Source organism: Phytohabitans sp. LZ39 (assembly GCF_059359075.1).
In genome coordinates this window covers 446,596-459,403 of sequence record NZ_JCADBM010000005.1, presented here as the reverse complement: position 1 = coordinate 459,403, position 12,808 = coordinate 446,596, and the positions used below count along the sequence as shown (strand labels likewise).

The following is a 12,808-nucleotide window of genomic DNA, read 5'->3' as shown; positions in this document are numbered from 1 at the left end:
TGGCTATCTGCTTAACCCTGGGTCGGTGCCGCCGTCGGGTTCAGCGCGGGCCAGACCGGTCTGGTAGGCGATGACGACGAGTTGCGCGCGGTCGCGTGCCTCCAGTTTGGTCATGGCGCGCTGCACGTGGGCGCGGACGGTGAAAGGGCTGAGATACATCCGGTCGGCGATCTCCATGTTGGACAGACCGGTCGCGACAAGAGCGACCATCTCGCGTTCGCGCGGAGTGAGCGCGGTGAGTTGTTCGGGACGAGCATCCTTGGATCGGCAGGCCCTGGAAAGCATTGCCGAGTACGGCGACCGCGAACTCCTCATCCGCGTCCGTTCGTCAGCTCCTGGCGGAGGAAGCACGACAGGAGCCGCCTGAAGTCGTGCGGGTGCTCGATCGCCGGCACGTGCCCGCATCGGTCGAACACGTACAGACGGACCTGGGCCAGGTGTTCGAGCAGGGGCAGGGCTGCCGTCCCGATCGGGGTGACTCGGTCCTCGGCGCCGTGGATGAGCAGCACGGGCGCGCGGACCCCAGCCAGCGTTTGCGCCGAGAGGGCGAGATCGTCGGCCCACCGTGCCCTAGGTGGAGGGAACAACGACGCGAACGCGGCCGCCCCCGCTCGCATCGCAGCTGCACGGGCGTCGACGGCAGACTCGGTCACGAGCGATTGGTCGAAGACGAGGCGACTCAACATGTCTCGTGCCCCGAGCGGGCCGGCGGGGGCGGCCCAGATCGCGTCGAGATCGGCGGACAGCGGCGCTCCGGGGGCGCCCATCGTCGAGACCGCCACGACACGGGTGACCTGCTCGGGACGCGCGGCCGCCAACGCCAGCGCCACGGCACCGCCCATGGAGTGACCCACCACGGCGTAGTGCTCGACACCGAGAGCATCCATCAGGCCCGCGGCCTGCTCCGTCCACAGCCGGAGCCCACCCCTGGAGCCCGCCGGGATTGGTGTACGGCCGAACCCCGCCTGGTCAGGAGCCACCAGGTGCCACGACGTGCCCAGCGCCTGCGCCGTCGTTGCCCAGGCGCCGGACCCGGTGGTGCCGGGTCCGGAGCCGTGCAGCATCAGGACCGCGGGCCCGGTGCCGCTCTCCAGGACGTGGACGGGGGAGCCGTCGACTGTGACGGTCCGAAGCGCCGTCACCGGGGCAGGTCAGGTGTGCTCATGCCGATGCGGAGTTGACGGACTTCGAAAAGAGCTCCATCATCGCCCTGCCGAACTGCGGCATGTCCGGCCACCCCCGGCAGGAGACGAGGTTGCCGTCCACGACGTCGGGAGCGTCGATGACCGTCGCGCCCGCGTTCTCCATGTCGCCGGTGATGGGCGGGAAGCACGCCGTCTTTCGACCCTTCAGCAGCCCGTACACCGCTGGCACCTGCGCGCCGTGGCACACCAGCGCGATCGGGAGGTCGCGCGCGAAGAAGTGCTCGGTGATGCGCCGGACGTCGGCGTCGACCCGGATCCACTCGGGGGCACGACCCCCGGGGATGATGAGGGCGTCGTAGCGCTCGACGTCGACCTCGGCCCAGGGCACGTCGACCGGCAACTTTCGGCCGTTCTTCTCCACGTAGGCATCGGAGTTGGGGTCGAACTCGTGGATGACCAGCTGCACGTCGCGCATCGTCCGTGACGAGACGTCAACGTCCCAGCCGCCCTCCTGCACGCGATAGTAGGGATACATGGTGTCGAGCTCCTCGGCGGCGTCGCCGGTCAGGAGCAGCGCTCTGGGCACCTGCTTCTCCTCGCGTCTGGGGCCGGGTGAGGTGGATCCAATCCGATCCGATTGCGTTAGCATTCCTCGGCCCAGGCCGCCCGTCAAGCCTCTACCGCCACTCCGTCCGCGGTCTTGACCTCGTCGAACAATCGTCGGAACCGGTCGCCGGACCGCAGGATGTGCCGGCGCATGGCGTAGGCGGCGGCGTCGGGGTCACGCGCGGCGATCGCGGCCAGAATTTCTTCGTGCTCGGCCATGGCCAAGTGGGTGACCTGGGTGTCGTGGAGAAGCCGGAACAGGTGCACGTGCGCGTGCAGGCGAGCGAGCGCCTCGCGGATGACCTGGTTCTCCGCGCTCAGGGCGATGAGATCGTGGAAAGCGGCGTCGCGTAGCCCGAAGGCGCCATAGGCCATGAGCCCGGTGCCCCCCTCCAGCTCCGCCATCTCCTCCAGCAGTCGTTGCAGACCGGCCACCTGCTCCAAGGTTGCGCGTTCGGCGGATCTGCGGGCCGCCGCCGGCTCGAGGAGCAGGCGGACCTCGAGCATGTCCTCGAATCGGCGGTGGGTGATCTGGGGGGGAATGCGGTAGCCAGCATGGGGCACACGCACGACGAGGCCCTCGGCCTCCATGCGGTTCAGAGCGTCTCGGATCGGCGTCTGCGAGACCCCCAGCTCTCGCGCCAGGACGTCGATCGTGACGCGGGAGCCGGGCTCGATCCGTAGCGACATCAGCTGTCCGAGCAGCGTGTCGTACACCTCGTCGGCAAGCCGGCCGCGAGATCTTCCCGGCGGCATTCCGCCCGTCACGGCCCCACGGCCCCGCGCGATCATCGCTTCGTCGTCCATCGTGTCGTGAGGTCCCTTCTAGCGTCTTCGCGAACCTGTTGACATCGGTCGCAACGCTGCTGCATGCTGACGCCCACTCGGATCGTATAGGAAAGGTGACGGATGCTAGCCATCCTGCACCTCGCGGAACAGCCTGTCAGCGCTCTACTTCGATCACCTGAAGCTCCCATGAGCATGCTCGACGTCCTGCTCGGTTCGCCACCGGGCCGCGCACGGACCGAAGGACTTCTCGACTGCATGAAGACCCAGTACGTCGCGGCGTACTCGTGACGCCGGTCTGCGGGTCGGCCCTCCGACAGCACGGCAATACGCCTGACCAACCCAGCAACTCCAGAAGTCCCCCACCCAGAAAGCAGGCCAGAAGATGCGGCATCAAAAGCGAATAGGACGACTCGGTCGAAGGGTGCGGCTAGCGACGGCGGCCATGCTGGTGGCCACGACCGTGGCGGCTTGCGGCGGCGGCGAGGACGACGGCGCGGAGGCGAGCGCCCCCAAGGCACCGGCGACCATCCCGACGCTCACCCAGGATCCGCTGACCCTCAGCTTCGTCTGGTTCGAGTGGCCCCCTGCCCAGGCGCTGGAAGCCTTCGCGAACGCGGAGTACAAGAAGATTCGGCCAAACGTGACCGTCAAGGTCAACACCGTGCCGAACGCGAACTGGCACGACGCGATGTTCACCCAGTTCGCCGCGCGCAAGACCGACTTCGACATCGCGATCCTGGACTCGCAACACATCGGCGAGGCCGTGACGAACGGCAACATCCTCGACATCACCGACTTCGTCAAGCAGAACATCGACGTCAAGGCCTACAACCCGTACCTGCTGGCGGCCTACGGCCAGTTCCCCCAGGCGGAGACCGGGCAGCGCGACGAGAACGCGAGCCTGTACGGCCTGCCGCTGCTCGGCGACACCTGGACGATGATCTACCGCAAGGACCTGATCGGCGACAAGCCACCGCAGACCTGGGACGAGATGATTTCGGCCGCCGAGAAGTGCCAGGCGGACAACCCGGGCGTCAGCGGGCTGGCTTTCCACCAGGCCAACGGCTCCGACGCCGCGGCCGTCACCTACAACACGGTCAACGGCGTCTACGGCGGCAACCTTTGGAACTCCAAGGACCGCAAGATCGAGGGCGTCCTCAACGACGCGGCGGGGCAGGAGGCGATGGACGTCCTGGTCAACAAGATGAAGCCGCTGACCGCCAAGGGCTCCGGCAACTGGTTCATCGACGAGGTCAACGCGGCGGTCGCCCAGGGCAAGGCATGCATCGCGTTCCAATGGATCGCCGCGAGCGGCGGCCTGCTTGACCCGAAGCAGTCGACGCTCGGCACCTCGCGGGAGAAGATTCTCGACAAGCTGGGTTTTGCCACCTTGCCGACCCAGAAGACGAACCTGGTGCCGCTCGGCGGCATGGGGATGCACATATCGGCCTACGCCGCCGAGAAGAACCAGGCGGAGGCACTGAACTTCATGAAGTGGTTCGAGCAGGCTGACATCCAGAAGATGTGGGCCGCGGCCGGTGGCGTGCCATCGCGCACGGACGCCCTGGAGTCGCCCGAGTTCCTCAATGCCGCGCCGTTCAACAAGGTGTACACCGACTCGGTTCCGCGTTTGCGGGACATGTGGAACGTGCCCGAGTACGCGCGCCTCGTCGACATTGAGAACACCAACGTGAACGCGGCTCTCAACGGCGCGAAGAGTCCGAAGGACGCGCTCGACGAGATCGCCAAGGAGCAGCAGAAGGTGCTCGACAGCGGCCGCAAGGGCGGCGGCGGGCTGTGAGTGACCTCGTCCCTCTGACGACCGATCACCCCGGGCAGGTGGCGTCTGCGGCGCCGCCTGCACCGGGGCGGTCCCGCCGATTGAGCGACCGCTGGCTCGCCGTGGCCTTCATCTCCCCCGCGCTGCTGCTGTTGCTCGCGATGTCGGTGTTCCCGTTGCTGTGGGCGTTGTACCTGTCTTTCACCGACTACTCGGCCACCCGTGGAGGGCCCGCCAATCTCGTCTGGTTCCAGAACTACACCGCCGTCCTGACTTCGGCGCAGGTCCACCAGAGGGCTTTGACGACGTTGATCTATGTGGTCGGTGCGGTCACCCTCCAGACCGTGCTCGGTTTCGGCATCGCCTACCTGATCTCACGGCGCACGCACGGGCGAGGATTGCTGACCACACTGTTCCTGGTTCCGATGATGCTGTCGCCGGTCGTGGTCGGGCTGTTCTGGCGATTCATGCTCGACGCGCAGTTCGGCGTGATCAACAGCATGCTCGACTCGCTCGGCCTGGGGCAGGTGGAGTGGCTCACCCAGCAGCGAACGGCATTGCTTTCCCTGATCGTGGTCGACACCTGGCAATGGACGCCGTTCATCATGCTCATCGCACTCGCGGGCCTTACCGCGGTCCCCAAGTACTTGTACGAGGCCGCCTCGATCGACCGGGCGTCCGAGTGGTTCCGGTTCCGCACCATCACTCTTCCGCTGGTGTGGCCGCTGCTCCTCATTGCCGTGCTGTTCAGGGCCATCGAGGCCTTCCGGCTGTTCGACCTCGTCTACATCCTCACCAGCGGAGGGCCGGGGGTGTCCACCGAGACGTTGTCGTTCCACGTCTACAAGGTCGCCTTCCTGGGCTTCAACACCGGCACCGCCTCGGCGTACGGGATCCTCATGGTCCTCGTCGTCATCATCCTCACGCAGCTCTACCTGCGCTACTTGAACAGGCTCAAGGAGAACTAATGGCCGTCTCCGTCGACGACGCCGTGTCCACAGGTCCTGTCCCGGATCACCCGCCCCCTACGCGCCGCCTTGGCAGCCGGGGCCGCTCCGTGATGGAGGTCGCGCTGCTGACCGTGCTGGCCGTCGTCATGCTCTTTCCGGTCCTGTGGATGATCGAAACATCCATCAAGGAGAACCGGGACGTCTACGCCATCCCGGCCAAGTTCTTCGACTTCAAGGTCACTTTGGACCATTTCAAGGACGTGTTCGTCTCCTCCGGCGGTGGTCGCTCGGGCTTGTCCGTCTCGTTCCTCAACTCCGTCGTGGTCGCCGGGGTCTCCACGGTGCTGGCCACCGTGCTGGGGGTCCCGGCGGCCTGGGCCTACTCACGCCTCGCCGTGAAGGCCAAGAAGGACCAGCTGTTCTTCATCCTGTCCACCCGCTTCATGCCGCCCGTGGTGGTCGTGATCCCGATCTTCCTCATGTACCGCCAAGTCGGGCTCATCAACACCCAACTCGGCCTGATCCTCATCTACACCGCGTTCAACCTCCCGTTCACGATCTGGATGATGAAGGGGTTCGTCGACGAGGTGCCCGCGGAGTACGAAGATGCCGCCATGCTCGACGGCTACACCCGCTTGCAGGCGTTCTGGAAATTTACCCTCCCCCTGCTCGTGCCCGGCATCGCCGCGACGGCGGTCTTCGCACTCATCTTCTCGTGGAACGAGTTCGTGTTCGCCATCTTCCTCACCTCCAGCGACGACGTGCGGACGGCCCCACCCGCCATCGCCGGCCTCATCGGTGGCACCACTGTGGACTGGGGTCTGGTGGCCGCTTCCTCCGTAGTGTTCGCCCTACCGGTGCTCGTCTTTGCCTACCTGGTGCGCAAGCACCTCGTCGCCGGTGTGACCCTCGGGGCGGTGCGACGCTGATGGCGGGCATCGAGGTGACCGCCCTGCACAAGCGCTACCCGGACGGGACGGTCGCAGTTGACCATGTGGACCTGTCCATCGTCGACGGCGAGCTGTTCGTGATGCTCGGCCCTTCGGGTTGCGGCAAGACGACCACGCTGCGCGCCATAGCCGGCCTGGAGAGGCAGACGACGGGCGACATCCGCATCGGCAACACGCTGGTCAACGACCTGCCGCCCGCCGAGCGCGACATCGCCATGGTGTTCCAGTTCTACGCTCTCTACCCGCATCTGAGGACCCGCGACAACCTGGCGTTTCCACTGCGGGCCGAGGGACTGCCCAAGGCGGAGGTGCGCAAGCGGGTCGACGAGGCCGCCCGGCTGATGCGGCTTGGTCCGCTCATGGACCGGCGACCGCGCCGGCTGTCCGGCGGGGAGCAGCAGCGCGTCGCGCTTGCTCGCGCCCTGGTGCGGCGTCCACGCGCATTCCTTATGGACGAACCTCTGACCAATCTGGACGCGGAGCTGCGGGCGGACATGCGCACGGAGATCAAACACCTCCAGGGGCAGCTGGGGACCACGATGGTCTACGTCACCCACGACCAGGTCGAAGCGATGTCGCTCGGTCACAGAATCGCCATCCTCAACAAAGGCCGCGTCGAGCAGATCGGCACGCCGCTGGAGGTCTACAACCGTCCGGCGAGTCTTTTCTGCGCCGAGTTCATCGGCTCCCCGCCGATGAACCTGATCGAGGTGGAGGTGGCCGACGGGGAGCTGCGCAGCAAGGGCGGACTGGTCCTCACGCCACCGCCAGGCCTGCCACGCGACCGTTCCCTCGTCGCAGGCGTCCGGCCGGAGGCGCTGGAAGTCACAGAACCAGGAGCGGAGCGTTCAGTCCCGGCCCGCGTGGTCTCGGCGGAGTGGCTGGGCGACGAGATCATCTACGTGGTCGACCACGGCGGCCAGCGCGACGTACGGGTTCGGATGCCAACGACTGTCCGCTTCGCCGCTGACGCCTCGGTCGGACTGCGGCACGCCGGCGGGACCCCGGCGGTCTACGACCTGAACACGGAAGAGTTGGTGGCCTGATGGGAACCGTGACAGTGCACGGGCTGCGCAAGTCCTTCGGTGCGGTCCAGGCCCTGGACGGGGTGACGCTGGACGTGCCGGACGGCTCGTTCTTCGTCGTGCTCGGGCCCTCCGGGGCAGGCAAGACGACGACCCTGCGGGCGATCGCCGGCCTTGAGACGCTTGACGCCGGGTCGGTGCATCTGGACGGGAGGGACGCGACCGCTGACACCCCGGCCGCACGCGACCTGGCCATGGTCTTCCAGAGCTACGCCCTCTACCCGCGACACACGGCGTACGAGAACATCGCTTCGCCGCTGCGGGCACGCCGCCGTTCTTCGAGCGAGATCGCCGCTGCCGTCGAGCAGGTCTCGAGCCTGCTGCACATCGAACGCCTGCTTCAGCGTCGTCCCGCGCAGTTGTCGGGCGGTGAGATGCAGCGTGTCGCCCTGGCCCGGGCGCTGGTCCGTCGCCCACGCGCGTTTCTCATGGACGAGCCGCTGACGAACCTCGACCTCAAGCTCCGCGTCGAGATGCGCACCGAGCTCACCCGCATCCACCGGAGCCTCGGAGGAACCTTCGTCTACGTGACCAACGACCAGGTCGAGGCCCTGTCCATGGCCGACCAGGTCGCGGTCCTCAAGGAGGGGAAGGTGCAACAGGTCGGAACGCCGACCGAGGTGTACGAGCGTCCAGCCAACCAGTGGGTCGCAGGCTTCGTCGGGAGCCCGCCGATCAGCCTGCTCGCCTGCCACGCCGAGGGCGATCGTCTGGTCGGGGCGGAAGGCTGGACGCTGCCGCGACCCCGTTGGACCACGGCCGAGGACGGTCTTCCGCTGCTGCTGGGCGTGCGCGCCGAGGACCTGTCCGTCGAGCAGCGTGGGAACGCGTCGTTGTCGGGTGAGCTCTACGGGCTCGAGCCACTCGGTGACCGAACGGTGGTCGACGTCCGAGTGGGGACGGTGATCCTCAAGGTCAAGGCACGACCCACCGTCACCGGTACGCCGGGCGAGCGGCTGCTCGTCACGGTCGACCTGGACCGTGCGCACCTGTTCGATGCGGGCACCGGGCTGGCGCTGTCCGAGGCCGGGAGGTAACCCGCGCGGGACGGCGCCGTCAACATGCGGCCGCGCGTGGCGCGATCGCTGAGGTCTCGCTGGGCATCACCAGAAGCATCACAGGAGGCGACGCGATGAGTGACCCGATGAACGTCCTGGCCCCCGAGCACCGGCGGCTCCGGATTGGCGACGCCTGGCGCGACGCCGCCAGCGGAGCCACCTTTGCCGTCGAGGACCCGGCCACCGGCAAGACCATCGCCGAGGTGGCGGACGCCGACGTCGTCGACGGGCTCGCCGCTCTGGACGTGGCGAGCAAGGCACTGGCGGAGTGGGCGGCGACCCCGCCGCGAAAACGGTCCGAGTTGTTGACCGCGACGTACCGGGCACTGACCGAGCGATCCGAGCAGGTCGCCCGGCTGATAACGCTCGAGATGGGCAAGCCGCTCGCCGAGGCTCGGGCAGAGGTGGCCTACGGCGCCGAGTTCTTCCGTTGGTTTGCCGAGGAGGCGGTGCGCGTCGAGGGGCGCTACAACACCGCTCCCGCTGGCGGATATCGCATCCTCACCGTGCCGAAGCCGGTCGGACCGTGCGTCTTCGTGACGCCCTGGAACTTTCCGTTGGCCATGGGTGCCCGCAAGATCGCTCCTGCGCTGGCGGCGGGCTGCACGACGATCACCAAGCCAGCGGGTCAGACGCCACTCACCATGCTGTTCCTGGCCCGCATCATGGAGGAGGTCGGCGTTCCCCCGGGCGTCGTCAACGTGGTGACGACCAAGCGTGCCGGCGCGGTGGTCTCAGCCCTGCTGGCCGACCGTCGGACCCGCAAGCTCTCGTTCACCGGGTCGACCGAGGTCGGGCGCGTGCTGCTCCGACAGGCGGCGGACAACGTGCTGCGCACCTCCATGGAACTGGGCGGCAACGCGGCCTTGATCGTGTGTGCCGACGCGGACCTGGACGTCGCGCTCGACGGTGCCATGGTGGCCAAGATGCGCAACATCGGGCAGTCCTGCATCGCGGCCAACCGAATCTACGTCGAAGAGCCGGTGCGCGAGGAGTTCACGGCGCGCTTCGCCGAGCGGATGGGCGCGCTTTCGGTGGGCCATGGTCTCGACGACGGCGTGGACGTCGGGGCGTTGATCGACGAGGCCTCGGCCACCAAGATCGACGAGCTCGTCGCCGACGCGGTCGATCGCGGCGCCCGTGTGTTGGTGGGCGGCGAGCGTCCGGATGGGCCGGGCCACTTCTACCCGCCTACGGTCCTCGTCGACGTGCCCGAAGACGCGCGGATGTTGGAGGCGGAGATCTTCGGCCCGGTGGCGCCGATCATCTCGTTCACGTCCGACGACGAGGTGATGGCGAAGGCCAACGACACCGAGCACGGCCTGGTCGGATACGTCTTCACCCGGGACCTCCAGCGGGCGCTCCGGTTCACCGAGGGGCTGGAGACGGGGATGGTCGGCATCAACCGTGGTCTGATCTCGGACCCGTCAGCTCCGTTCGGAGGCGTGAAGCAGTCCGGGATCGGCAAGGAGGGGTCGCACGAGGGCATCCTCGAGTACCTCGACGTCACCTACGCGGCGATCGACCTACCGTGACCGGCCTCGACGCCGTCCCGGTCGTGCAGGTGACCTGGACGTCCGACCAGCAAATCGCCGCCGGCGTTCCAGAGAGGTACTGACATGCTTGAGACCGTCCGCGGACCACGCCAGCTGATGGTGGGCGAAGGGGTCGCGCAGAACATCCCACGAGTGGTGGCCGAGTGTGGCTCGCGAGTCCTCGTCGTGACCGACCGGGTTCTTCTGGGGCAGCCGGGCGTGGCCGAGATCGTGGCCGCCGTGCGGGAGAAGGCCGAGGTCGTCGAGGTGTTTGCCGACGCGACTCCGGACGTGCCACTGGCCGATGTCACCCTGGCCGTCTCGGCCGCCGCGGAGGTGGACGCCGACGTGATCCTCGCCATCGGGGGTGGCACGGTGATCGACCTCGCCAAAATCGTCGGCGTCATCCGGCGCCACGGTGGGACGCCGCGCGACTTCTACGGCGAGTCGAAGGTGCCGGGGCCGACGATGCCTCTCGTCGCGGTCCCGACGACCTCAGGCACCGGCTCCGAGCTCACGCCGGTCTCGGTGTTGACCGACCCGGACCGCGAGCTGAAGGTGGGGGTCTCCAGCGTCCACATCGTGCCCGACTTCGCCATCGTCGACCCCGAGCTCACCTACACCTGCCCGGCGACCGTCACCGCCCACTCCGGCATCGACGCGTTTTGTCACGCGGTGGAGAGCTACACCGCGCGACCCCGGGCTCACGGACCGCGCGACCCGGTGGAGCAGGTCTTCCTCGGCCGCAACCCGATCACCGATCACTACGCGCTCCTAGCCGCGGAGCGGATCGCCCGCAGCTTGCGCCGTGCCGTCAGGGACGGAGGCGACACGGACGCACGCGCGGACATGTCCTATGGGTCCATGCTCGCCGGGCTCGCGTTTTCCCACGCGGGCAACGCGGCCCCGCACGCCCTCCAGTACGTCATCGGCGCAGCCACCCACACGCCGCACGGCCTGGGCGTCGGGCTGCTGCTGCCCTATGCGCTGGACGCGGCCAGGGATGCCATCGGCGACCGGTTGACCATCCTCGCCGGGGTGTGCGGGCTCGACGTGACCGACGCCTCGGATGCCGAGGCCGCGGACACGTTCCTCACCTGGCTCGACGGGCTCCTTGTCGACATCGGCATCCCTACCACCTTGGCGGACATCGGCGTGGCACGCGCCGACCTCCCGCGCTTCGCGGAGATGGCCAGTGGCATCACCCGCTTGATCCAGAACCATCCAGGCCCGACCGACACCGCCAGCCTGACCGCGATCCTCGAAGCGGCCTGGATCGGGGACCGGACCCGACACGTCCTGACTCCGAGCAGAGATAGTGACGGGCCGCGACGGCGGTGAGGCGGCCGCGCCGTTCTATATAGGAGTCCACATGCGACTGTTGAAGCAGCTGCTCGCCGTCGCCGCGATCGCTTTGGCCGGCGGTCAGGCGGTCGCCGCGGTGAACGGCAATCCCTGGCTCACGCTGCTTTTCGGGGCGGCCACGGCGGTGATCGCCGTGCTCACGTACGCGTGGGTGGTGCGGCGGACCGAGCGCCGCGCGCCCACGGAGGTGGCCCGGAGAGGAGCAGGCGCCGCGCTCGGCCGCGGCGTGCGCGACCGGGTCCAGGCCGTGGTTTACGCCTACCGCTAGGGCCTGGTCACCTAGGCGACCTCTCCGTGCCGCGCTCCGCGCATCGACCGTCGTTACCGGTTGTCGTATGCCGCACGGGCGGCGTCGATGTGGGGGAGGTGCGTGATGCTCCACTCGAGCAGCGGCGCGGTGGCCTCGCGCAGGGTCCGGCCCATCGTGGTCAGCTCGTAGCTGACGTGCGGCGGCATTACCTCGCGGACCGTGCGCGTCAGGATCCCGTCGCGCTCGAGGTCGCGCAGCGTCACGGTGAGCATGCGCTGGCTGATGCCGTCGATGGCCCGCTTGAGCTCGGTGAAGCGCTGCGGCCCGTCCTTGAGCATGCGCACGATCAGCAGCGCCCACTTGTCCCCGACGATGCCGAGGACTTCGCGGGCCTGACACGGGTCCTGCACTGGTTACCTCCTGAGAACCGGGTCACCGAAATGTGCCGTATTGCCGGGGGCGCGTCGCGGAGATCATGATGCTTCCGGTTACCCAACGGTACCGAGGCACGAGGAGGAACCAAACGGCCATGGCCACATTTCTACTGGTACACGGCGCCTGGCACAGCGGGCGGAGCTGGGACCGGATGGTCCCGCTCCTGGAGTCGGCTGGGCACCGGGTGCTCGCGCCGTCGCTGACCGGCTACGGCGACAAGGCACACCTACTGGGCCCTGCGGTCGGGCTCGGCACCCACATCGACGACGTCGCCGGCCTGATCGAAGACGAGCGTCTCGACGACGTCGTGCTCGTCGGGCACAGCTACTCCGGGATGGTCATATCGGGAGTTGCCAACCGGGCCCCGCAGCGGATCGCGCACCTGGTGTTCCTCGACGCGATGGTCCCCGAAGACGGCGAGACCGCGGTCGACGTCCTTCCGATCACCAAGCAGCTCATCGACCTCGCCGTCGACGGCTGGCGGGTTCCGCCGATGCCGGAGCAGCCGCCGCCGATCGGCTTGTTCGGCGTCATCGATCCCGACGACGTCGCCTGGTTGCGCTCGATGCTGTCGGACCACCCGGCGCGGTCCCTCCAAGAGCCGGTCCGGCTGGACAACCCGGCCGCGCACGCGATCCCACGCACACACGTCCACTGCGTCAAGGGCCAGCCGGCGGGCATCACCCGGCGTCCCGTCCCAGCAGGCGACCGGCTACGGGAGCTACCGACCGGCCACGACTGCATGATCACCATGCCCGTCGAGCTCGCCCGGCTGCTGCTCGAGGCGGTCTAGTGTGCATCCGCTAGCCGGCGGGCCGTCTGTCAGATGGCTGCCGGTCGCGCACCCGCGTGGTCTCCAC

Annotated in this window: 12 protein-coding genes and 2 pseudogenes; 9 read left to right on the top strand and 5 right to left on the bottom strand. The window is 68.0% G+C overall.

Annotated elements, in window-relative coordinates:
* Positions 1-3: 3 nt before the first annotated feature.
* The 4 genes and pseudogenes from AC5L36_RS13580 to AC5L36_RS13565 all read right to left on the bottom strand — a co-directional run.
* Positions 4-249 (bottom strand): annotated as a pseudogene (locus AC5L36_RS13580) (response regulator transcription factor); the annotation flags it as partial.
* A gap of 62 nt (positions 250-311) precedes the next feature.
* Positions 312-1,142 carry an alpha/beta fold hydrolase gene (locus AC5L36_RS13575; RefSeq protein WP_441215828.1) on the bottom strand — a complete coding sequence of 277 codons (831 nt, stop codon included), beginning with the start codon at positions 1,140-1,142 and terminating at the stop codon, positions 312-314.
* Between the two features lie 19 nt (positions 1,143-1,161).
* Positions 1,162-1,731, bottom strand: a complete 570-nt coding sequence (locus AC5L36_RS13570) for a DJ-1/PfpI family protein (protein ID WP_155340583.1) — start codon at positions 1,729-1,731, stop codon at positions 1,162-1,164.
* 83 nt (positions 1,732-1,814) lie between these two features.
* Positions 1,815-2,558: a GntR family transcriptional regulator gene (locus tag AC5L36_RS13565; protein WP_441215827.1), complete on the bottom strand. Its 744-nt coding sequence runs from the start codon at positions 2,556-2,558 to the stop codon at positions 1,815-1,817.
* Between the two features lie 364 nt (positions 2,559-2,922).
* Between AC5L36_RS13565 and AC5L36_RS13560 the strand changes: the two genes are divergently transcribed.
* The 8 genes and pseudogenes from AC5L36_RS13560 to AC5L36_RS13525 form a co-directional block, all read left to right on the top strand.
* Positions 2,923-4,341 carry an extracellular solute-binding protein gene (locus AC5L36_RS13560; RefSeq protein WP_441215826.1) on the top strand — a complete coding sequence of 473 codons (1,419 nt, stop codon included), beginning with the start codon at positions 2,923-2,925 and terminating at the stop codon, positions 4,339-4,341.
* Positions 4,338-5,288: a carbohydrate ABC transporter permease gene (locus AC5L36_RS13555; RefSeq protein ID WP_441215825.1), complete on the top strand. Its 951-nt coding sequence runs from the start codon at positions 4,338-4,340 to the stop codon at positions 5,286-5,288. Before AC5L36_RS13560 ends, AC5L36_RS13555 begins: the two co-directional genes overlap by 4 nt.
* Complete coding sequence (locus AC5L36_RS13550; RefSeq protein WP_441215824.1) at positions 5,288-6,199, top strand: carbohydrate ABC transporter permease; 912 nt, start codon at positions 5,288-5,290, stop codon at positions 6,197-6,199. The genes AC5L36_RS13555 and AC5L36_RS13550 overlap by 1 nt, the downstream gene beginning before the upstream one ends.
* Complete coding sequence (locus AC5L36_RS13545) at positions 6,199-7,266, top strand: ABC transporter ATP-binding protein (protein ID WP_441215823.1); 1,068 nt, start codon at positions 6,199-6,201, stop codon at positions 7,264-7,266. Before AC5L36_RS13550 ends, AC5L36_RS13545 begins: the two co-directional genes overlap by 1 nt.
* 14 nt (positions 7,267-7,280) lie before the next feature.
* Positions 7,281-8,342: an ABC transporter ATP-binding protein gene (locus tag AC5L36_RS13540; protein WP_441215822.1), complete on the top strand. Its 1,062-nt coding sequence runs from the start codon at positions 7,281-7,283 to the stop codon at positions 8,340-8,342.
* Positions 8,343-8,437: 95 nt separating this feature from the next.
* Entirely contained in the window at positions 8,438-9,898 is a 1,461-nt protein-coding gene (locus AC5L36_RS13535) for an NAD-dependent succinate-semialdehyde dehydrogenase (protein ID WP_441215821.1), read from the top strand.
* Between the two features lie 84 nt (positions 9,899-9,982).
* Positions 9,983-11,239, top strand: a complete 1,257-nt coding sequence (locus AC5L36_RS13530; RefSeq protein WP_441215820.1) for an iron-containing alcohol dehydrogenase — start codon at positions 9,983-9,985, stop codon at positions 11,237-11,239.
* Positions 11,240-11,270: 31 nt separating this feature from the next.
* Positions 11,271-11,492: pseudogene (locus AC5L36_RS13525) on the top strand (CPBP family intramembrane glutamate endopeptidase); the annotation flags it as partial.
* Positions 11,493-11,584: 92 nt separating this feature from the next.
* Here the strand turns inward: AC5L36_RS13525 and AC5L36_RS13520 are convergent.
* Entirely contained in the window at positions 11,585-11,923 is a 339-nt protein-coding gene (locus AC5L36_RS13520) for a winged helix-turn-helix transcriptional regulator (RefSeq protein ID WP_178063181.1), read from the bottom strand.
* A 119-nt stretch (positions 11,924-12,042) separates the two neighbouring features.
* Here AC5L36_RS13520 and AC5L36_RS13515 point away from each other — a divergent pair, with 119 nt between their 5' ends.
* Positions 12,043-12,741 carry an alpha/beta fold hydrolase gene (locus AC5L36_RS13515; RefSeq protein WP_441215819.1) on the top strand — a complete coding sequence of 233 codons (699 nt, stop codon included), beginning with the start codon at positions 12,043-12,045 and terminating at the stop codon, positions 12,739-12,741.
* Positions 12,742-12,808: the final 67 nt, after the last annotated feature.